23 protein-coding genes are annotated in these 18,352 nt (G+C 54.1%); 8 read left to right on the top strand and 15 right to left on the bottom strand.

Going from position 1 to position 18,352, the window contains the following annotated elements; genetic code table 11:
* Positions 1-76 precede the first annotated feature (76 nt).
* Both BK667_RS30215 and BK667_RS30210 read right to left on the bottom strand, forming a co-directional pair.
* Positions 77-1,366, bottom strand: a complete 1,290-nt coding sequence (locus tag BK667_RS30215) for a nucleotide-binding domain-containing protein (protein WP_259698264.1) — start codon at positions 1,364-1,366, stop codon at positions 77-79.
* The gene (locus tag BK667_RS30210) at positions 1,354-1,947 is read right to left on the bottom strand and encodes a Pycsar system effector family protein (protein ID WP_123599767.1); all 594 of its coding nucleotides are present in this window, start codon (positions 1,945-1,947) and stop codon (positions 1,354-1,356) included. Before BK667_RS30210 ends, BK667_RS30215 begins: the two co-directional genes overlap by 13 nt.
* Before the next feature lie 481 nt (positions 1,948-2,428).
* Here BK667_RS30210 and BK667_RS30205 point away from each other — a divergent pair, with 481 nt between their 5' ends.
* Entirely contained in the window at positions 2,429-2,701 is a 273-nt protein-coding gene (locus BK667_RS30205) for a hypothetical protein (RefSeq protein ID WP_123511786.1), read from the top strand.
* Positions 2,702-2,800: 99 nt separating this feature from the next.
* The gene (locus BK667_RS30200) at positions 2,801-3,202 is read left to right on the top strand and encodes a GFA family protein (protein ID WP_123599915.1); all 402 of its coding nucleotides are present in this window, start codon (positions 2,801-2,803) and stop codon (positions 3,200-3,202) included.
* A 75-nt stretch (positions 3,203-3,277) separates the two neighbouring features.
* On the opposite strand, the gene BK667_RS30195 is transcribed toward BK667_RS30200, so the two are convergent.
* Positions 3,278-3,643, bottom strand: a complete 366-nt coding sequence (locus BK667_RS30195; RefSeq protein ID WP_123599766.1) for an avidin-fold protein — start codon at positions 3,641-3,643, stop codon at positions 3,278-3,280.
* 233 nt (positions 3,644-3,876) lie between these two features.
* Between BK667_RS30195 and BK667_RS30190 the strand changes: the two genes are divergently transcribed.
* Positions 3,877-4,314, top strand: coding sequence for a phage infection protein (locus BK667_RS30190; RefSeq protein WP_123599765.1), 438 nt, complete (start codon positions 3,877-3,879; stop codon positions 4,312-4,314).
* Between the two features lie 174 nt (positions 4,315-4,488).
* On the opposite strand, the gene BK667_RS30185 is transcribed toward BK667_RS30190, so the two are convergent.
* The 8 genes from BK667_RS30185 to BK667_RS30150 all read right to left on the bottom strand — a co-directional run bounded on the left by BK667_RS30185 (position 4,489) and on the right by BK667_RS30150 (position 11,197).
* Positions 4,489-5,136 (bottom strand): DUF2931 family protein, encoded by a 648-nt coding sequence (locus BK667_RS30185; protein ID WP_375539193.1) that lies wholly within the window; start codon positions 5,134-5,136, stop codon positions 4,489-4,491.
* A 62-nt stretch (positions 5,137-5,198) separates the two neighbouring features.
* Entirely contained in the window at positions 5,199-5,855 is a 657-nt protein-coding gene (locus tag BK667_RS30180; protein WP_123599764.1) for a DUF2931 family protein, read from the bottom strand.
* Positions 5,856-5,922: 67 nt separating this feature from the next.
* A complete protein-coding gene (locus BK667_RS30175) occupies positions 5,923-6,573 on the bottom strand; it encodes a DUF2931 family protein (RefSeq protein ID WP_123599763.1) in 651 nt (216 codons plus the stop codon).
* Positions 6,574-6,860: 287 nt separating this feature from the next.
* On the bottom strand, positions 6,861-7,511 hold the full coding sequence (locus BK667_RS30170) for a DUF2931 family protein (RefSeq protein WP_375539192.1): 651 nt from the start codon (positions 7,509-7,511) through the stop codon (positions 6,861-6,863).
* 62 nt (positions 7,512-7,573) lie between these two features.
* The gene (locus BK667_RS30165) at positions 7,574-8,197 is read right to left on the bottom strand and encodes a DUF2931 family protein (RefSeq protein WP_123599912.1); all 624 of its coding nucleotides are present in this window, start codon (positions 8,195-8,197) and stop codon (positions 7,574-7,576) included.
* A gap of 62 nt (positions 8,198-8,259) precedes the next feature.
* A complete protein-coding gene (locus BK667_RS30160; RefSeq protein WP_123599762.1) occupies positions 8,260-8,916 on the bottom strand; it encodes a DUF2931 family protein in 657 nt (218 codons plus the stop codon).
* A gap of 83 nt (positions 8,917-8,999) precedes the next feature.
* Positions 9,000-9,656, bottom strand: a complete 657-nt coding sequence (locus BK667_RS30155; RefSeq protein WP_123599761.1) for a DUF2931 family protein — start codon at positions 9,654-9,656, stop codon at positions 9,000-9,002.
* Positions 9,656-11,197, bottom strand: coding sequence for a T6SS phospholipase effector Tle1-like catalytic domain-containing protein (locus BK667_RS30150; RefSeq protein ID WP_123511774.1), 1,542 nt, complete (start codon positions 11,195-11,197; stop codon positions 9,656-9,658). The genes BK667_RS30155 and BK667_RS30150 overlap by 1 nt, the downstream gene beginning before the upstream one ends.
* 218 nt (positions 11,198-11,415) lie before the next feature.
* Here BK667_RS30150 and BK667_RS30145 point away from each other — a divergent pair, with 218 nt between their 5' ends.
* The gene (locus BK667_RS30145) at positions 11,416-11,736 is read left to right on the top strand and encodes a hypothetical protein (RefSeq protein WP_123599760.1); all 321 of its coding nucleotides are present in this window, start codon (positions 11,416-11,418) and stop codon (positions 11,734-11,736) included.
* Positions 11,737-11,829: 93 nt separating this feature from the next.
* Here BK667_RS30145 and BK667_RS30140 read toward each other — a convergent pair whose 3' ends face one another.
* Positions 11,830-12,093: a hypothetical protein gene (locus BK667_RS30140; RefSeq protein WP_123599759.1), complete on the bottom strand. Its 264-nt coding sequence runs from the start codon at positions 12,091-12,093 to the stop codon at positions 11,830-11,832.
* A 181-nt stretch (positions 12,094-12,274) separates the two neighbouring features.
* Entirely contained in the window at positions 12,275-13,474 is a 1,200-nt protein-coding gene (punC, locus tag BK667_RS30135; protein ID WP_123599758.1) for a purine nucleoside transporter PunC, read from the bottom strand.
* 123 nt (positions 13,475-13,597) lie between these two features.
* Between punC and punR the strand changes: the two genes are divergently transcribed.
* Positions 13,598-14,527 carry a DNA-binding transcriptional activator PunR gene (gene punR / locus BK667_RS30130; protein ID WP_123599757.1) on the top strand — a complete coding sequence of 310 codons (930 nt, stop codon included), beginning with the start codon at positions 13,598-13,600 and terminating at the stop codon, positions 14,525-14,527.
* Between the two features lie 6 nt (positions 14,528-14,533).
* Here the strand turns inward: punR and BK667_RS30125 are convergent, their stop codons facing one another.
* Positions 14,534-14,854 carry a DMT family transporter gene (locus BK667_RS30125; RefSeq protein WP_123511764.1) on the bottom strand — a complete coding sequence of 107 codons (321 nt, stop codon included), beginning with the start codon at positions 14,852-14,854 and terminating at the stop codon, positions 14,534-14,536.
* A gap of 62 nt (positions 14,855-14,916) precedes the next feature.
* Positions 14,917-15,372 (bottom strand): carboxymuconolactone decarboxylase family protein, encoded by a 456-nt coding sequence (locus BK667_RS30120; protein WP_123599756.1) that lies wholly within the window; start codon positions 15,370-15,372, stop codon positions 14,917-14,919.
* Positions 15,373-15,574: 202 nt separating this feature from the next.
* Between BK667_RS30120 and BK667_RS30115 the strand changes: the two genes are divergently transcribed.
* The 3 genes from BK667_RS30115 to BK667_RS30105 all read left to right on the top strand — a co-directional run bounded on the left by BK667_RS30115 (position 15,575) and on the right by BK667_RS30105 (position 18,286).
* Entirely contained in the window at positions 15,575-16,189 is a 615-nt protein-coding gene (locus BK667_RS30115) for an FMN-dependent NADH-azoreductase (protein ID WP_123599755.1), read from the top strand.
* A complete protein-coding gene (gene pdxR / locus BK667_RS30110) occupies positions 16,186-17,595 on the top strand; it encodes a MocR-like pyridoxine biosynthesis transcription factor PdxR (protein WP_123599754.1) in 1,410 nt (469 codons plus the stop codon). The genes BK667_RS30115 and pdxR overlap by 4 nt, the downstream gene beginning before the upstream one ends.
* A gap of 97 nt (positions 17,596-17,692) precedes the next feature.
* On the top strand, positions 17,693-18,286 hold the full coding sequence (locus BK667_RS30105) for an LOG family protein (RefSeq protein ID WP_123599753.1): 594 nt from the start codon (positions 17,693-17,695) through the stop codon (positions 18,284-18,286).
* The last annotated feature ends 66 nt before the right edge of the window (positions 18,287-18,352 follow it).

Genomic DNA, 18,352 nt, shown 5'->3' with positions numbered 1-18,352 from the left:
ACATAGGTTATTGGATTTAGAAGTAAAGGTGGTGGAGAATTTTCGACCAAAAAACCCACCACCTTCGGTCCAAATATCACCCAACAAACACTCCATAACATTGCTCTGGAATCCTAACAACTCCATCCTCAAGAACTGAAACAAACATATAATGCAAGCCGATATAAGAGGTCCCCTCCCACCGATTGGCAAAATAACTTCCGTCTACTCTCTGTCGAGCCGCAACCACTGTTTCATGATTACCATTATCAGATTCTTCAGAAGCTTGAGTCCCATGATTTTCCACACGAAATTTCACTTCGACATTTTGGGGATTACCCACGGTATAAAATAAGGCCTTAAAATCAACACCATGATCCTGCTTAATAGACCGAGAGCAACGGTGATATTTATCATCAGACTGAATACCAGCTTTATTTTTTAGTGTACTTTCAATTCGTATAGGCAAACTGTCATCTGCAGGGCTCGGTAGCAGTCCAAAATATTTATCCTGTGAGATCACATACTGCCTATAGTTCATTGGCTGCCCATTGCTATCTGTGTAATTAGGTCTCACAAATTTATGATCTATTGTATCCTCTCCTTTTTTACCGCGTTTAACCTCAACAACTTGGTCATGTAGATCAAGCAAATTCACGAGGGACTCGCCAAGCATCACACGGTTACGCGGTGCGCTTTGTTGGAGCTTGGCTGCGATATCAACATGAAAGGACGTGGCAGTTACTTCCGACACTCCCGTATATCCATACATGCCCCAAAGCACAGTTTTCTCCGCCCCATAATCAATTCCAACACGAATACCAACATCCTCTTCCAACCCATTCAATCTAAGCTTTGGAACTACTTCCTCTCGGATAAACTGCACGAGTACAGAACCACAATTTATTGCATCTATGGCACTATTACGCGGATTATTTCCATCACTTCTAAAGAACGCCAAAACGGCGTCACCCATAATCCTATGAACATGACCGTCAAATGCAAGAATGGCTTCTATTGCGCATTTAATTATCTGATTTTTTATGTAGAACACCAATTCCGGAGCATAAAACACTCCTAACCTCGTAGAACCTTGAATGTCAACAAAAAGTGTCGTGGCGTAGCCATTTTCTAGCCCACCGCTATCCTTCAAGTGATCAAAGTGAGGATGACCACCTATAGGGGTTGAGTTCAAACCAGACTTACCGAACAACTCACGTAATTTTCTTTGAATATTATAATCATGACTTTCTATATTACTAATTTGCTCAAGAGACGCTGACTCAGCAACCATACCAACGCTACGAGCAGAATCCATCGCCTGGGCAGATTTTAGAATCTGTGGTTCCATTTCAAACGAGCCAAAAACTTCTTTCATGCGCGACATAATGTATACCCCACACTTTGCAACAATTGAATCACACCAAAAGATAACAACGCCAAGACGTTCAACTTCGTAAACAAACTAGCCGTCGATATTGTTTTAAATTTCAAAGAGGTAATCGCTGCAACCTCGTGAACTTGGACAGACAAATCCTTCTCCATCTCTTCAACAGTTACCTTTCTGAAACTTTCAGCATAAGACTTTGCGTTAAAATTACTCGACACTGAGCCAAAGAAAAACAGAGAGGGCGCTAACACATCTCTGTTAGTCCCCGTGCTTGCGCTTTTCAAATTAGGCCAAATACTTTTTATAACCCAGTATATGCTTAGCAAAGACAGGAAGGCGATAACAACCACGTTCAAGATTAACGCATCACGATACAAGCTATCTTTCAAAACCAACACATCAGACTTAAGAACTACACCACCAAAAACCGCCGCATTTAACGTAGTAATCAATCCACTTTTAAAATTAACCGTTCCAATATAATTATCATATCTTTTCAGGGTATCCCAAAGCGCTGAAATCCGTAGTTTTTGCTCATCACTTACTTTTCCAGTTTCGACTTCTTCTTTAGTTTCCATAAGACCTCCCACTCTCCAGATTATTCCAAGCATGATACCACTTGGCCATCAATTGGCAATTGAATCTTTATTAGCGCCTTCAACAATAAAACACTTATTTTCACATCAAATATATTTTATATAAACTTGATTGGATAATCAGAAAACCACAACTCATTTTTGGCACTTCTACTCGCAACCGTCCACGCAAATATCCGTATCAGCACCTTGCTCATTTCACCCCAACAAGCTTATAGTCCGCCCGGTCGCCCAAATGGCGACCAGGTTTGGCGACCTGTTTGATCGGGTGCAAAAGCTCTGTGCTTTCTTGCAGACGCTGTTGCACGCTCGCAAAGCTGTCTTTATGGCAGCTGTGCGCGGGAGACCTTCGGGTCTGCCGGTTTTCCGATCCCGGTTCGCCAACCTGCGTACAGCTGTCACCCATTCGTTTGGCGACGATTGAGGGGCAGTCAACCTTTGCTTTGATCGGAGTTTTACCCCTATGGAAAGATACATGCCTATCACCGGAATCGACCTGGTCCCGGCTTCCCTGCTCATCGACACCCAAGCTCCACTCGACGTCCTGCAAGCCATGGCCGATTACCGCATTCGCACGGTCACGCAGGTGTTGGAGAACATCGCTTACCGCGCCGAGATCGGTTGTGACACGGTGGTGTTGGCGGACTTTTCCAAGTTGTTGGTCATTCCGTTGCGCGATGGCTGTGATTTGATGGATGTGATCGGTCGGCGCTTGCGGGCGCAGGTTCGGGAGTAAATGAAAACGGGCGCTGTGATGGCGCCCGTTTTTTGTGTCTGTGATGCCGTAGCATGGCGGGTCTTGCCTCTCCCCTTCTTTTTCGAGTGACCGATGAACATGGATGAGTTTCATCAAGGAAGTTGTCTCTGCGGTGCCGTGACCTATGAGGTTTCGGCGCAGTTGAAAGCCGTGTCTCACTGCCATTGCCTCATCTGCCGAAAGGCCCATGGCGCCGCGTTCGCGACGTATGCCAGCGCTCCCAGGTCGGCGGTTTCCATCGCGAGCCGTGTTGACGCGCTGAAGCGTTTTCAGTCGTCGGCCGGGGTCACGCGGCAGTTCTGTTCGAACTGTGGCACTTCGTTGTTTTGGTCGGATTCGAATGGAGAGTTCGCGGATTGGATTTCGATTGCGGTTGGTACGCTCGATACGCCGTTCCACGCGCCAAAGCAGCGGCACACGTGTGTGTCGTCGAAGGCGTCGTGGTTTGAAATTGAAGATCAATGGCCTCAGGAAGGTTAAGCGTGCAGCGATGGATGGCGACTTGGGGATGGCGCCGGCCAGCAGGTTGTGCTCTGTGAACCGGAACGAAAACCGCTATGGGGCAAGCTCGACGTAGCTGGACTCCCCGCCTCCCGTCGCGCCGGATAACCAACCCCATACGAAGGTCAGCGTGGTACGTCCTGCGTGATCAACGCCAACCGTGCCACGGGACCAGCCGGCAAGCATTTCGCCCTCCGTCGTTAAACACTGGAAGAGAAGCTCAATGGTATCGGGGCCTGTCACGCGCCCGACTTGGTTACCTATACGGATCCGCCCGCCTTGGTAAGTGCTCGAGATTGCATTTCCTTCGACCTGGTAATGAAAAACTGTGCCTGCACCGGAGAGCCCTTGGGTGTTGTTTGCTACGGTAAATCGGCGATTGTGCAAACGTTCGCTGATTTGAGAGAAGGGGATTTCCATAAATGTCGCATCCTTGAGTCGAGGGGTTATTCCGGCTTTCGAGGATCTTAAGTCATTTTGTCGCGGTCACCGCCCGCTTATGTTTTGGCGCTTGGCTGCCCTGGCATTTGCCCACTGTTTTTCAACCATTGCTCCTGTCGATAGTCACCATCACGTCAATGAAGTTCTCATAAAAAATCCCCGGCGTAACATCCGCTCCATACCAACCAATAAACACCCCGGAGCACACCATCATGAAACGCCAAATCCTTCTCAGCATCGCTTTCTCGGTTTTTGCAGTTAACGCTTTCGCCGCTTCTTCTCACACAATGGTCGCTGAAGGCGGCTCGGATCGTCTGATTGAAAGCCGAGTGGCTGAGGGTGGTTCGGATCGGTTGATCGAGAATCGTGTTGCTGAAGGTGGTTCGGATCGTTTGCTGGAAAAACGTGTTGCCGAGGGTGGTTCGGATCGCCTGATCGAGAATCGCGTTGCTGAAGGTGGTTCGGATCGTCTGCTGGAAAAACGCGTTGCTGAGGGTGGTTCGGATCGTCTGATCGAGAATCGCGTTGCTGAAGGTGGTTCGGATCGTCTGCTGGAAAAACGCGTTGCCAAAGGTGGCTCGGATCGTCTGATCGAGAATCGCGTGGCTGAAGGTGGTTCCGACCGTCTGATCCAAAACCGCACCGCATGAATGAATGCCTTTAAAGCAGTTCCCAACAAAGAGCCCGGCCTGATAAGCCGGGCTTTTTTGTGCCTGAAATAAAGCCGCTCCCATGACTCCGGCCCAAGGTGCGGGCGTCGGCAGCGGAGTAAATGAAAACGGGTGTCGTGCGGGAGCCCGTTTTCATTTGGTTGGGGGGGTGTATTACCAACTGCCGTAGGGGATGCCGTATTGGTTGATATAGCGTTTGGATTTTTCGCTTACGGGGTAGGCGTATCTTCCCCCGCTCTTACCTTGGCTAGGTCCTAAAGGCTCAACCTCCGCTTGGGCATGAGCTACTTTTACAGGGCGACTGCATGAGTCTCTAACCCACACTTGCACGACGCCACCAGGGGCAAGACCCAGATAGACAGATGCCATATACCGAGCTTTTTGTTCAGGTGTCTCCGGGCATCGCGTGTTGGTGGATGCCTTCATTAGCTGCCTGGCTTGTTCCGGTATGTCCAACCAAACGCGATACGTCTGTGGTTCGACTATCGACTGCCAGCGCACGAAGATACGTTTGGGTAGATCGGCACCAACCACCATTTTTCCAGAACTACCTACACTGTCCCAACTTCGGGCGGATTCTGTCCCGTCTTCTGGTTCCCCACCAGCCGCAGAACCACCGCCGGTGCGCCGAAAAAGCCTACCGTTGATATCCTCAACCGCGCTGTCCTCAACCCAGACTTTCATGTAATACGGCTCGGTGAAAGCAAGCTCCCACCATTGAGACTTAGGGTCATTTTTTGCTGAAAGCGGATCACCTGACTGGCAACCGGAAATCAAAATTGCACCCAGCAACGCCAGCATCGCTCGAATCAAAACTCGCTCCTGTCAGACAAAGAATGAAACAACTGCACCACGACAATCACTCACCAACTGCCATAAGGAACGCCGTATCTCTCAACATAGCGCTTGGATTTCTCGGATTGCGGGTAGTAGTTCCCGCCAGACTTCCCGAGGTGTGGCCCTAGCGGTTCGATTTCAGCCTGAGCGCGGGCGACTTTGATCGATTTCAAACATTTATCTGTCACCCACACTTGCACGACGCCGCCGGGAGCCAGGCCGAGATAAACCATCGTTATGTAATTGGCAGGCTCTTGAGGTGTTGCCGGGCAACGTTCATTCACGGAAGCGTGCATAAGCTGTCGCGCCTCCTCGGGGATATCGACCCATGTGCGATAGGTTTTTGACTCGACCACCGACTGCCATCGAACGTAGATCCGTTTAGGCAGGTCTGCACCCACGACTCCCCGAATACTGCTGCTGATGTTATTACTCCAACCCCGCGCAAACTCTGTGTCACCTTCGGGCTCACTGCTAGCTGCTGAACCGCTACCGGTACGACGAAACACCTTCCCATTAATGTCTTCAACAGCAGTGTCTTCTACCCATACCTTCATATACGAAGGTTCAACAAAGCTGAGGCTCCACCACTGATTTTTTGGGTCGTTTCTACCGGACAGGGGGTCGGCCGCCTGACAGCCCCCGATTAAAAATGCGCCCAATAAAAAGATCATTGCTCGCATCAAAACTGGTTCCAGTAAGGCAGAGAATGATGTCTCGGCGTCCAAGCACAAATCACCACGCGATCACTCACCAACTGCCATAAGGAATGCCGAATCTCTCAACATAGCGCTTGGATTTCTCAGATTGCGGGTAGTAGTTCCCGCCAGACTTCCCGAGGTGTGGCCCTAGAGGTTCTATCTCAGCCTGGGCTCGTGCAACCTTGACTGCTTTCATGCATTTGTCCGATACCCACACCTGCGCAATTCCGCCGGGTGCAAGGCCCACATATACCAAAGAAACGGTTCCGGCAGGTTCGTCCGGTGTTGTCGGGCACGATTCACTCATCGACTCTCGCATGATTTTCCGGGCTTCTTCGGGAATATCTATCCATACGCGATACGTTTGTGGCTCGACAACCGACTGCCAACGAACGTAGATGCGCTTGGGTAAATCAGCCCCAACGACTTCACGAACTCCGCCCGTTATTTCACCCCATCCCCGAGCGGATTCGGTGCCGTCTTCTGGTTCGCTACCTGCGGCCCTTCCTCCGCCCCTTCGGGGAAACAGCTTGCCGTTGATATCTTCAACGGTGCTGTCTTCCACCCACACCTTCATGTAGTTCGGCTCGTTAAAACTGAGGCTCCACCACTTTCTCGTAAGCTCACTCTTTGATTGGGAGTCCGTTGCTTGGCAAGCGATCACCAACAACATTCCCAAAAACAAAACTAAAACACGCATCAAAAGATTCTCCAGCCAGGATCTGACACGTGAGGGTGGCGAACCCGAAGCCCATCTTCGGTAGGTGCATTGGTATACCACCGATAGCTTGCCACTTATCGGACGCGCACTTTTTTGGACACCGGCTTATCTTGGTCTGCCGCAGGTCGCATGCTTGGCTGCGGAGTCACGATTTCTAACATCTCCTCAGGCCAACCACTCGCCGATCTAAGGTGCAGGCGTCGGCATCGGAGTAAATGAAAACGGGTGCCGTGCACGCACCCGTTTTCATTTGGTTGGGGGGTGTATTACCAACTGCCGTAGGGGATGCCGTATTGGTTGATATAGCGTTTGGATTTTTCGCTTACGGGGTAGGCATAGCGGCCATCATTCTTGCCTTGGTCAGGTCCTAGCGGTTCAAGCTCCGCTTGGGCTCGGGCAACTTTGACGGGATGATTGCATGAGTCTCTCATCCAAACCTGCACGACGCCGCCGGGGGCAAGCCCCAGATAGACCGACGCCATAAACCGAGCTTCTCGCTCAGGTGTTTGCGGGCAACGCTGTTGGGTAGATGACGCCATCAGTTGACGGGCCGGCTCAGGAATATCCACCCATGCGCGATAGGTTTTCTGCTCTACGATGGATTGCCAACAGACAAATATGCGCATGGGTAGATCGGCACCTACAACTGTTTTACCGCTACCACCAACGCCTCCCCCCCAGCCGCGGGCGGACTCTTTACCATCTTCAGGTTCGCCGCCAGCGGCGCTGCCACCACCAGTTCTGAAAAAGACTTTGCCCGTGACGTCTTGCACCGAGCTGTCCTCCACCCACACTTTCATGTAATCGGGCTCGGTGAAAGCAAGCTCCCACCATTGAGACTTGGGGTCATTTTTTGCTGAAAGCGGATCACCCGACTGGCAACCGGAAATCAAAATTGCACCCAGCAACGCCAGCATCGCTCGAATCAAAACTCGCTCCTGTCAGACAAAGGATGAAACAACTGCACCACGACAATCACTCACCAACTGCCGTAAGGGACACCGTACTGTTTGATGTATCGCTGGGCCTTTTCGCTAACCGGATAAGCATACTTCCCGCCAGTCTTGCCCTCGCTCGGCCCCAACGGTTCTATTTCGGCCTGAGCACGAGCGACCTTGATCGTTTTCAGGCACTTGTCCTCAACCCATACCTGAACAATCCCGCCGGGAGCCAAGCCGACATAAACGGCCGCCCTGTAATTCGCGGGTTCTTCTGGCCTGGTCGGACAACGCTCGTTTACAGAGGCATGCATGATCTGCCGAGCTTGCTCAGGGATATCGATCCAGGCGCGGTAAGTTTGTGGTTCGACGATCGACTGCCAACGAACATAAATGCGCTTGGGCAAATCAGCCCCGACCACACCCCGAATGCTCCCACCGATATGCTCGCCCCAACCACGAGCGGCTTCTGTCCCATTCTCAGGCTCACCACCAGAAGCTCGGCCACCGCCAGTACCGTGGAACACCTTTCCGTTGATATCCTCAACGGCGCTGTCTTCCACCCATACCTTCATGTAGAACGGCTCGTTAAAGCTGAGGCTCCACCAAGGAGCTTTGGGGGCATTCTTGAGAGAGAGGGAGTCTGCTGACTGACAGCCAACCATCAAGATAGCGACCAGCAAAACGGGTATCCCGGTTAACCGTGGACTGATCACCACACGATCACTCACCAACTGCCATAAGGAATGCCGAATCTCTCAACATAGCGCTTGGATTTCTCGCTTATCGGATAGGCGTAGCGGCCTCCACTCTTGCCTTGGTCCGGGCCTAGCGGCTCTACTTCGGCCTGGGTACGAGCAACCTCAATCGCAACTCTGCATGAGTCTCTGACCCAGACTTTCACCACACCACCCGGCGCAAGGCCTAAGTAAATAGAGGCCATATACCGAGCTGTTTTCTCAGGCGTTTGCGGGCAGCGTTGATTGGTGGATGAAACCATTAGCTGCCGCGCCTCCTCAGGAATATCCACCCAGGCTCGATAGGTTTGGGGTTCTGCCAAAGATTGCCATCGCACGAAGATACGTTTGGGTAGGCCAGCCCCCGCCACCGGAATACCGGTTCCCCCAACCTCCCCCCAACCGCGAGCAGACTCTTTGCCATCTTCGGGTTCGCCGCCGGCGGCATTGCCGCCACCGGCGCGGAAAAAGACTTTGTTATTGATGTCCTGCACAGAACTGTCTTCCACCCAGACTTTCATGTAGTCCGGTTCGATGAACACTAATTCCCACCAAGGGTACTTAGGGTCATTTTTGCCCGAGAGCGAATTCGTAGACTGACAACCCGTAAAAAGTAAAACGCCCAACAGGGCGACTAATGCTCTCATTACCAAAGCGTCCAGTCAGATACCTAAGTAAATGAAAACGGATGCCGTGCAGGCACCCGTTTTCATTTGGTTGGGGGGGTGTATTACCAACTGCCGTAGGGGATGCCGTATTGGTTGATATAGCGTTTGGATTTTTCGCTTACGGGGTAGGCATAGCGGCCATCATTCTTGCCTTGGTCGGGTCCCAATGGTTCAAGCTCCGCTTGAGCACGAGCCACTTTGATCGGGCGATAGCACGAGTCTTTAACCCACGCCTGTATGACCCCACCCGGCGCCAACCCCAGATAAACAGTCGCCATAAACCGAGCTTCTTTCTCTGGCGTTTCCGGGCAACGCTGTGCGGTTGAAGACTCCATCAATTGTCGGGCCTCATCGGGAATATCCACCCACGCCCGATAGGTTTTTTGCTCTGCGATAGACTGCCATCGAACAAAGATCCGTTTAGGCAGGTCAGCTCCAACCACTGTTTTCCCACTACCACCAACGCCTACCCAACCGCGAGCAGATGCCTTGCCGTCTTCTGGTTCTCCGCCAGCGGCGGTGCCGCTACCGGCCCTTAAAAAGACCTTTCCGTTGATATCCTGAACAGAGCTGTCTTCAACCCAAACTTGCATATAGTTCGGTTCAAGGAACGTCAGCTCCCACCAGCTAGATCTCGGGTCACTTTTACCCAAAACGTGACCTGTGGACTGACAGCCAGTGAAAAGTAAAACGCCCAACAGGGCTATGAATATTCTCATTACCAAAGCGTCCGATCAGGTACGTGAGGATGTTGCACGCGAATCGCGTCCTCCGTAGGGGCATTGATGTAAACAGCCTCGATACCGCTGCCATCCGTTTTACCGAGAGGATGATTCCAGTTGGCAGACGTATGAATGTACTTCAGTTTCAATAGCTGTTCTTCTTCTGGTGTGGTGCTGTAGTCACCTGCGACGAACCGATCACTAAGCGCCTGAAGTTCTTCCGGAATGACATATTCAGGCTTGTCTGGAATCTCTTCAAACCGAACACCCTTTTCCTTGGCGAGTTGATACATCACCCTCAGATAAACCCTTGAGAGTTTTCCACTCACTGGACGCTTGAGTTGCAGCGCGGCATAAACGCGCTTTTCTCCAGGACCGAACCTGTCTTGCTGATCCTTCGCTATTACAAGGGCTGAAGGTGTCACAATTTCCAATAATTGCGATGGCCATCCTTTAGCGACCCACTGACTTTTTACCTTTGCAGCGTCGCGATAGATCGAAGTGGAGATGACATTCGTATTGATTGGCACATCAAGGGTTTGCATTGGGCTGACCAACACGCATTCCTGTACGTCATCAAGGTAACTGCCACCGATATCTGAATGGACACCAGGTAGCGTCATTTCCGGATGATCCGGCTTGACTCGACTCAGCGCAAAATTTCCACGGCATTCGTCACGTGCGACCAGATGGATGACATCCTTGAAATACCTTCGATCCAGATACAACTTTATTCCTGGGGCGATAGGGCTTTTCACTCTGCCAAAATTGGTGAATCCAGCAATGGAGGGCACTGTATCGAATAGCCCAATAAAGCCCATATTCAGCCCATTACCGTACTGCTCGTTAAAGCCTCTACTGAAGTCTTTGGCGTTACTGCGCAGAAGATCCCCCAATGGCCCTTGCTTACCCGTGACGACTTCATTCGAAAAATGCCGAGCGGCAGCTGCGCCTCGGCTAAAGCCGAACGTATCAAAAGTCAGCGACGTAATTTCGCTGTTAGGGTTCTCCTGCAGTACGTTGTTGAGCAGCTGTTTAATGAGCGTAAATGAATATTGAACACGACCGGCGACACCGGTACCTCCGCGTCCCATACCTGAGCCGACCATACTGTCTTTTTCATTGGCTTCTGTGCCTATGCCTTCTACGTAAATAGCACGTGAAGCAAGCTTGGTAGGACCGTCGCCTTCGGCCATCACCGTCGAGTAATACAAGTCATGGAGTTTTTTTACGTTCGTAGGACCTGCGCCATAACTACTATCCGGATCAGACATGTACGGGCTGCAACTCGCATCAATATCTTCAACCGCAATCGGATGCTGCGCCCCACAAAGCAAACCAGCAGCCGTGTTATTGGCGTTGTTGCCGGTGCCATCGAAGAACACGCCAATCCTCAGCGCAATGCCAATTTTCTCTTTATCAGGCGCCGGCGCTTTACCGTGCTTCTCATATTCCGCCCAACGCTGGGCGTGGATATCGACAGGCTTGGCCTCGTCATATCGATAGTTTTTCGGGGGGTTGGGGACGTAGCCACTCATTCCTTGATCACCTGCTCCTTGGTGCGACGGGCGTCGAGGGTGCCACTGCGGGGCTGATCTAGCAACGCGTAGCCAGAGGCCATCACTCAAGGATGGGGTACTTCGCTCAACCATTGTCGACGTCGATAGTCACCATCACATCAATGAAGTTCTCTTAAAAAATCCGGGGCGTAACATCGCGTCCATACCAACCAATAACTCCCCCGGAGCACACCATCATGAAACGCCAAGTCCTTCTCAGCATCGCTTTCTCGGTTTTTGCAGTTAACGCTTTCGCCGCTTCTTCTCACACCATGGTCGCTGAAGGCGGCTCGGATCGTCTGATTGAAAGCCGTGTAGCTGAAGGTGGCTCCGATCGCCTGATCGAGAAACGCGTCGCTGAAGGTGGCTCCGATCGCCTGATCGAAAACCGCGTCGCTGAAGGCGGCTCGGATCGCCTGATCGAAAAACGCGTCGCTGAAGGTGGCTCTGATCGTTTGATTGAAAGCCGCGTCGCTGAAGGTGGTTCCGACCGCCTGATCGAAAACCGCACCGCATGAATGAATGCCTCTAAAGCGGTTCCCAACAAAAAGCCCGGCCTAATCAGCCGGGCTTTTTCGTGCCTTAAATAAATTACTCCCCTTTTTTGCAATTTACTGTTTCACACACTGTAAGGTCGCATTAGGGTAGTTCTGTCTCGCATTTTCCAATTGGCTTTTAAAACTTTTCTTGGCCGCATCAACGGATGAGGCTTGAACGGTCTGAGTCGTAGTCCCGGGCACCCCCACCAAATTACAGTTGTAAGTGTCGTCCGCTGCCTGACTTGCTAATGGGAGGACCAGTGCTGAAAGAAGCATGATTTTTGAGAACAGTTTAGGTAGAGCAGGAAAACCCTGGTTTTCTGATTTGGTTTCCATAGTGAACTCCATTCGATTTATGGCAGTGATTCCCGGCCTAGGTTAGGTCCGGCAATCATTGGGAGCTACTGTAATAAATGACAGTTTTATAGGTCTTTTTGAAATAAACGGCTGGCCTATAAAGATCAAAAGATCGCAGCCTTCGGCAGCTCCGGGGGTCGCGACAACAAGTAGATCGGGGTTACCGATCTATCTCTACCCGCCCGAACCGCTCCACTTCCGCGCTCTTGCGCCCCTGCATCCAATACCCCAACACCGCCACCGGCACCGTCCCGAGCATCACCACCACTGCTATCTGCAACGGCTGCTCAATCCACGTCGAGACCAACAAACTCGCGCCAAAGCACGCCCCCAGCTGCAACGCGTTCTGCAGTGCCGCGGCTTTGCCGGAATTTTCCGGGAATGGCATCAGAGCATTCGTAATGATGATCGGGAAACTGGCGCCGTTGACCAGGCCCATCAGGCAGAACGGGATCAGCAGCGTGGTCAGGGTCGGCGTGGTGAATGTCGCCACCAGGTACAGCGCCACCATGCTCAGGCAATACGCGAGGATCAGCCACGGCAGCATGCGTTGGCCGCTGAGGCGTTGCAGCAAACTGCGGCAACTGAAGCCGCCGATGAGGAATCCAAGGGTGGGCAATGCGTAGCTAAGGCCTATGTCGCCGGGGCTGTAGCCCATGCCGCCGAGGATGAACGGTGAGGCGGTCAGCCAGGCGAAGAACGCGGCTGAGCAGGCGGCGTAGATCAACACGTTGCCGCTGAAGGCCGGGGATTTGAGGAGTTTTCCGAAACTGATGCGGGAGCGTTCGCCGTTGGCAGTCAGGCGTTTCGGTGTGGTTTTGAGCAGCATGGTGGGCACCAGCAAAAGCACGCTGACGCCGAGCAGCACAGCAAAAATCGACAACCAGCCTAAGTGATTCAGCAGCAGCGCACCCAGCAGTGGCGCGAGTGCAGGTGACAGGGACATGAGCGGGATGATCCCGGCGAACAGGCGATTGGCTTGCTCTGGCGGGTAGCGGTCGATCACCAGCGCTTGCCAACTGACCGCTGCCGAACACACGCCGACGGCCTGGATAAAGCGCAGCGCCCACAGTTGCACGTCGGTTTCGACCCAGAACATTCCGAGGCAGCCCAGCGCAAACAGGCTTAAGCCCATCAATAACACGGGTTTGCGGCCGATGCGGTCCGACAACGGGCCCCACAACAATTGGCCGACGGCGAAACCGGCGAGGAAGATGCTCAGGCTCGCGCCGACCGCTCCGGCGGACAAGTGCAGATCGCCGCCGATAACGCCGAACGCCGGTAGGTACATGTCCATGCCGAGGTAGCCGAGCACGCTCAGCCCAATCAAATAACAGGTGAAGCCAAACGAGTTTTTCATCAACGCCCTAACTGAATCTTCAAATCAAATAATTTGTTAGCAGCGTGCCATTATGGGTGGTGAGCTTTTCTTGTGAAGCGATAATAATTGGACGCTCCTATCAATATTTTTGAAGGCAACTGAATGTGGTCTGAATATTCCCTGGATGTGGTGGATGCCGTGGCCCGGCATGGCAGTTTCAGCGCCGCCGCGCAGGAGTTGCACCGTGTGCCGTCGGCGGTCAGTTACACCGTGCGCCAATTGGAACAATGGCTGGCGGTGCCGTTGTTTGTACGGCGGCATCGCGATGTCGAGCTGACACCGGCGGGCAAGCTGTTTATCGAGCAGGCGCGCGGGGTGATGAAAAGCATGCTCGACACCCGGCGCTTGTGTCAGCAAGTGGCCAACGGCTGGAGCGGTCAGTTGAAAGTGGCCGTGGATGCCATCGTCAAACAGGAACGCTGCCGGCAATTGGTGCTGGATTTTTATAAACAGTTTCCCGACGTCGAATTGCTGCTCGGCTACGAGGTGTTTAACGGTGTGTGGGACGCCCTCGCCGATGAGCGCACCGACATTGTGATCGGCGCCACCAGCGCGGTGCCGGTGGCCAGTCACTACAGTTTTCGCGACATGGGCCTGTTGAACTGGTTGTGCGTGGCCAGCGCCGGGCATCCGCTGGCCGCATTGAACGGGCCATTGGACGACGATCAACTGCGCCCCTACCCCGCGCTGTGCATGAACGACACCTCACGCCACCTGCCCAAACGCGACACCTGGTCGCTGGATAATCAGCGGCGACTGGTGGTGCCGAACTGGGCCTCGGCTTTGGATTGTCTGCGCGAAGGTTTGTGCGTGGGCATGGCGCCGGCGCACTTGGTGATCCCACTGATCGAGCAAGGCGAACTGATCGCCCTCAACCTGCAACGCCCCTTCGCCGCCAGCCCGTCGTGCGTGGCGTGGAATCAAAACAAGCACTCACCGGCCATGGCCTGGTTGCTCGATTATTTGGGGGATGCCGAGACGATGAATCAGGAATGGTTGAATGGAACTCCGATCGATGATCAGAACATTTGAACCCGATCAGTTCGCCGACACCAACTTCAACCCGATAACGCCACCCAGGATCAGCGCGATGCAAAGAATCCGCAGCGGCGTGGTGGAATCCCCCAATATCGCCATCCCCAGAATCGCCGTGCCCGCCGCGCCGATACCGGTCCACACCGCATAAGCCGTGCCGACCGGCAGTGAACGAAGTGCCAGGGAAAGGATATAAACGCTCGACACGCCGGTAGCGGCGGCGATCAGTCCGGGGGTCAATCGGGTGAAACCTTCAGAGCCTTTCATTGCGAAGGCGAAGGCGATTTCGAGGATGCCGGCGAGGCCTAGTAATACCCATGCCATGGTGACTGTTCCTTCCGTTAAGTGGGTGAAGCGAGCGCCAACGCGGCGCTCGCTTAAAGGGTTCAGGCCTTGTTGGCCGCTGCGGGGATCGAGCGGAACGTCACGCCGAATCGGTTAAACGCGTTCATCAAGCCGATGGCGTAAGTCAGGTCAGCCAGTTCTTTGTCATTGAACTCGGCAGTGGTGGCTTGATAGTCCGCGTCTGGCACGCCGGTTTCGGCCACTTTCGTGACGGTTTCGGCCCAGGCCAGAGCGATGCGTTCGCGGGTGCTGAACACTGCACCGGCATCGCGCCATACCGGCACTAGCACCAGTTTTTCCACACTGACGCCGAGCTTGATCAGGTCCCGCGAGTGCATATCGATGCAGTAAGCGCAGCCGTTGAGTTGCGAGACTCGCAGGTACACCAGATCGATCAGTTCGTGGGGCAAACCGGACTTTTGCACGGTGACGTAGACGCCGCCGAATGCCTTGTAACCGTCGGGCGAAGCGCTGGCGTAGTCGATGCGATTGGTCATGATGAATCCTCTGTTGGCTGATTGGGAGGACTCCATCTTGGTGCGTCATGGACTAGCCTTGAAGGTCCATGATCTGTCTATTGTCATGGGCCATGAACGCGTGATCATGGACCAGTCACAAAGGTGATTCATGGATCTTTTGGCTAGGTCATGGGGTTCGTAGCATGGGGGCCTCTATCGATCATCTGAAAGGGCAAAAACCATGAACATCCTGCACGTCAGTTGCAGCCCGCGCGGGCAAGCGTCCGAGAGCTATCGTCTCTCTCAATCAGTGATGGGCCACTTACTGAAAAGCCATCCGACAGCCGTCATAACAAACCGGGTGTTGGGCGCCGGCGGTATCGCCCATGTGGATGAGAACTACGCGATCTCTCAGCAATCGCTTGAAGACATTGCGCAGGATGGTTCTTTTATCCAGTCCGAAGCGTTGATTAATGAATTGGAAAGCGCGGATGTGCTGGTCATCAGTACGCCGATGCACAACTTCACCGTGCCCTCGGCATTGAAGGTGTGGATCGATCACGTCGCTCGGGTGCGCCGGACGTTTAATGTCGGTGCCCAAGGGAAAACACCGATGTTGCGCGATCGTCCGGTGTTTGTGGCCATTGCTTCAGGCGGGCGATTTTCCGGGGAGCGCGCGCGTCAGCCGGACTTTTTGACGCCGTACCTGAAAGCCGTGCTAAACATGATCGGCCTGCATGATCTAAATTTCTTCACGGTTGAAGGCACCGCTCTCGGCCCGGACGCTATCGCTGAAGCGCGATCCAGAACAGATCAGGCGCTGCTCGCGCACTTCCAACATCACGAGGCGCAATGACTACTCCTGGCAAACCATTTTCGCCCCTGGACCCGACGTCCAATGAACCGATCTACCGGCAAATCTATTGGCGATTTCGGGGGGCGATTACCGATGGCGCGCTCACACCGGGCGAACGGATTCCGGCCGCTCGGGCGCTGGCGAAAGAACTTGGCCTGGCCCGTGGCACCATCGATACCGCGTATTCATTGCTGACCGCCGAGGGCTACATTCAGGCGCGCGGCCAGGCCGGGACGGTGGTGGCGCCGGGGATCAATGTGCGGGCGCCCTCCTCTGCCACTGAACGAACCCTCGAAAACACCTCGATCCGGCACAAGGCCCCCATCCTGCCGTTCCAAATGGCGTTGCCGGCGCTGGACGCCTTTCCACGAAAAATCTGGGCGCAAATCGGCGCCCGGTGCGTTCGCGCCACGCGGGTGGCGGACATGGCCAACCCGTCGGTGTATGGACTGGAATCGTTGCGCATCGCGATTGCCACTTACCTGCAAGTCGCCCGTGGCATTACCTGCGCGCCCTCTCAGGTGTTCATCACCTCGGGTTACCGCAACAGCCTGGCGCTGATCGCCTACGCATTGCTCAAACCGGGTGACCGCGTGCTGGTTGAAGACCCGGGCTATCTACCGACCCGACAATTGCTGGCGCATCTGCAGATTGAAACGGTGCCGGTGCCGGTCGATCAGGATGGCATGCAGGTGACGCAAGCCGTGAATCATTCGATGGGCGCCCGTGCGGCGGTGGTCACGCCGGCGCATCAAAGTCCGCTGTGTGTGTCGCTGTCGCTGCCGCGCCGGTTGGAGTTGCTGGCGTGGGCCAGCCGGGAGCAAGCCTGGATTGTCGAGGACGACTATGACGGCGAGTACCGCTACGTCAGTCGTCCATTGCCCGCGCTCAAAAGCCTGGATCGCGACGGTCGGGTGCTCTACGCCGGCACGTTCAGCAAGGTGCTGTTTCCAGGGATCCGCCTCTCGTATCTGGTGGTGCCGCCAGCGCAGGTCGAACGCTTCGAATACGTCGGCCAGACATTCCTCGGCGGTAGCCCGGAACTGACCCAGGCCATCGTCGCCACGTTTCTCACCGAAGGCCATTTCGCCCGGCATATCCAGCGGATGCGCAAACTCTACGGTGAACGTCGGGAGGCGACTGCGCGCGGGTTGAAGGCTGTTCTGGGCGAGCGCATTCGCATTGATGCGCAGCCCGGCGGCATGCATTTGATCTTGCGGCTGGCGGATCAACAATCCGATCGAGCGCTGGTCGAGCGCCTTCAGCAGGCAGGCATTTACGCCGAAGCCTTGAGCGATTTCAGCATTCATGGCCAGACCGATTCGGCGCTGTTGCTCGGGTTCGCCAACATCGATTCCCAGGCCACCGCCGAACGCCTCGGCCAACGCATTCTGGAATTGCTGTAGCGATTCATGGCCTACGCAAACACTCGATTCTTGGCGCTGTTACGCTGATCCAACAGGCCGCAGGATGGTGCGCTCGCTCTCAACCGGACCGCTTCCGATGCCCTCTCTACTGCGCAGCATTGCTGTTTTCTCCGGCTCCAATTTTGGCTTCAACCCCGCCTACGCCGAAGGCGCTCGCGCCCTGGGCAGGGAAATCGGCAGGCGCGGCTTGCAACTGGTTTATGGCGGCACCGACAAGGGTTTGATGGGGATCGTGGCGGATGCCGTGCTCGCCGAGGGCGGTGAAGTGGTTGGCGTCATCACCCACTATTTGCACGACCTCGGCCATCTGCATGGCGGATTGACCCGGCATGAAATCACGCCCGACATGCGCAGCCGCAAGACTCGAATGAGTGAATGGGCGGACGCCTTTATTGCCCTGCCGGGTGGTCTGGGGACTTTTGAGGAGCTGTTTGAAGTCACCACACTGACTCAGCTCGGCGAACACCACAAAGGCGTCGGCTGCCTGAACATCGGCGGTTTTTTCAACCCGGTGCGCAGCCTGCTCGAGCATGCAGTGAAGGAAGGTTTCATGAAAACCGAACACAGCGAGATGCTGATCTTTGATACCGAGCCGGCGGCGTTGATTGATGCGCTTGAGCAATGGCAAGCGCCCAGCGTTAACAAATGGATCGGCCCTGCAGTATCTTGACTCCACCCCAAATCCCTGTAGGAGCGAGGCTGTTGTGGCTCAATGTTTTTGGACCATGATGTAGGA

It is taken from the genome of Pseudomonas frederiksbergensis (assembly GCF_003732705.1).
GTDB classification, from domain to species: domain Bacteria; phylum Pseudomonadota; class Gammaproteobacteria; order Pseudomonadales; family Pseudomonadaceae; genus Aquipseudomonas; species Aquipseudomonas frederiksbergensis_F.
Note: the sequence above shows the minus strand (reverse complement) of the source record. Positions and strands in the feature narration are given on the sequence as shown.

What these genes read in the sequence shown, in the direction of transcription:
- BK667_RS30215 (WP_259698264.1), bottom strand. Translation starts at nt 1,366, where the DNA reads ATGTCGCGCATGAAAGAAGTTTTTGGCTCGTTTGAAATGGAACCACAG.
- BK667_RS30210 (WP_123599767.1), bottom strand. Translation starts at nt 1,947, where the DNA reads ATGGAAACTAAAGAAGAAGTCGAAACTGGAAAAGTAAGTGATGAGCAA.
- BK667_RS30205 (WP_123511786.1), top strand. Translation starts at nt 2,429, where the DNA reads ATGGAAAGATACATGCCTATCACCGGAATCGACCTGGTCCCGGCTTCC.
- BK667_RS30200 (WP_123599915.1), top strand. Translation starts at nt 2,801, where the DNA reads ATGGATGAGTTTCATCAAGGAAGTTGTCTCTGCGGTGCCGTGACCTAT.
- BK667_RS30195 (WP_123599766.1), bottom strand. Translation starts at nt 3,643, where the DNA reads ATGGAAATCCCCTTCTCTCAAATCAGCGAACGTTTGCACAATCGCCGA.
- BK667_RS30190 (WP_123599765.1), top strand. Translation starts at nt 3,877, where the DNA reads ATGAAACGCCAAATCCTTCTCAGCATCGCTTTCTCGGTTTTTGCAGTT.
- BK667_RS30185 (WP_375539193.1), bottom strand. Translation starts at nt 5,136, where the DNA reads ATGCTGGCGTTGCTGGGTGCAATTTTGATTTCCGGTTGCCAGTCAGGT.
- BK667_RS30180 (WP_123599764.1), bottom strand. Translation starts at nt 5,855, where the DNA reads ATGCGAGCAATGATCTTTTTATTGGGCGCATTTTTAATCGGGGGCTGT.
- BK667_RS30175 (WP_123599763.1), bottom strand. Translation starts at nt 6,573, where the DNA reads ATGCGTGTTTTAGTTTTGTTTTTGGGAATGTTGTTGGTGATCGCTTGC.
- BK667_RS30170 (WP_375539192.1), bottom strand. Translation starts at nt 7,511, where the DNA reads ATGCTGGCGTTGCTGGGTGCAATTTTGATTTCCGGTTGCCAGTCGGGT.
- BK667_RS30165 (WP_123599912.1), bottom strand. Translation starts at nt 8,197, where the DNA reads ATGGTTGGCTGTCAGTCAGCAGACTCCCTCTCTCTCAAGAATGCCCCC.
- BK667_RS30160 (WP_123599762.1), bottom strand. Translation starts at nt 8,916, where the DNA reads ATGAGAGCATTAGTCGCCCTGTTGGGCGTTTTACTTTTTACGGGTTGT.
- BK667_RS30155 (WP_123599761.1), bottom strand. Translation starts at nt 9,656, where the DNA reads ATGAGAATATTCATAGCCCTGTTGGGCGTTTTACTTTTCACTGGCTGT.
- BK667_RS30150 (WP_123511774.1), bottom strand. Translation starts at nt 11,197, where the DNA reads ATGAGTGGCTACGTCCCCAACCCCCCGAAAAACTATCGATATGACGAG.
- BK667_RS30145 (WP_123599760.1), top strand. Translation starts at nt 11,416, where the DNA reads ATGAAACGCCAAGTCCTTCTCAGCATCGCTTTCTCGGTTTTTGCAGTT.
- BK667_RS30140 (WP_123599759.1), bottom strand. Translation starts at nt 12,093, where the DNA reads ATGGAAACCAAATCAGAAAACCAGGGTTTTCCTGCTCTACCTAAACTG.
- punC (WP_123599758.1), bottom strand. Translation starts at nt 13,474, where the DNA reads ATGAAAAACTCGTTTGGCTTCACCTGTTATTTGATTGGGCTGAGCGTG.
- punR (WP_123599757.1), top strand. Translation starts at nt 13,598, where the DNA reads ATGTGGTCTGAATATTCCCTGGATGTGGTGGATGCCGTGGCCCGGCAT.
- BK667_RS30125 (WP_123511764.1), bottom strand. Translation starts at nt 14,854, where the DNA reads ATGGCATGGGTATTACTAGGCCTCGCCGGCATCCTCGAAATCGCCTTC.
- BK667_RS30120 (WP_123599756.1), bottom strand. Translation starts at nt 15,372, where the DNA reads ATGACCAATCGCATCGACTACGCCAGCGCTTCGCCCGACGGTTACAAG.
- BK667_RS30115 (WP_123599755.1), top strand. Translation starts at nt 15,575, where the DNA reads ATGAACATCCTGCACGTCAGTTGCAGCCCGCGCGGGCAAGCGTCCGAG.
- pdxR (WP_123599754.1), top strand. Translation starts at nt 16,186, where the DNA reads ATGACTACTCCTGGCAAACCATTTTCGCCCCTGGACCCGACGTCCAAT.
- BK667_RS30105 (WP_123599753.1), top strand. Translation starts at nt 17,693, where the DNA reads ATGCCCTCTCTACTGCGCAGCATTGCTGTTTTCTCCGGCTCCAATTTT.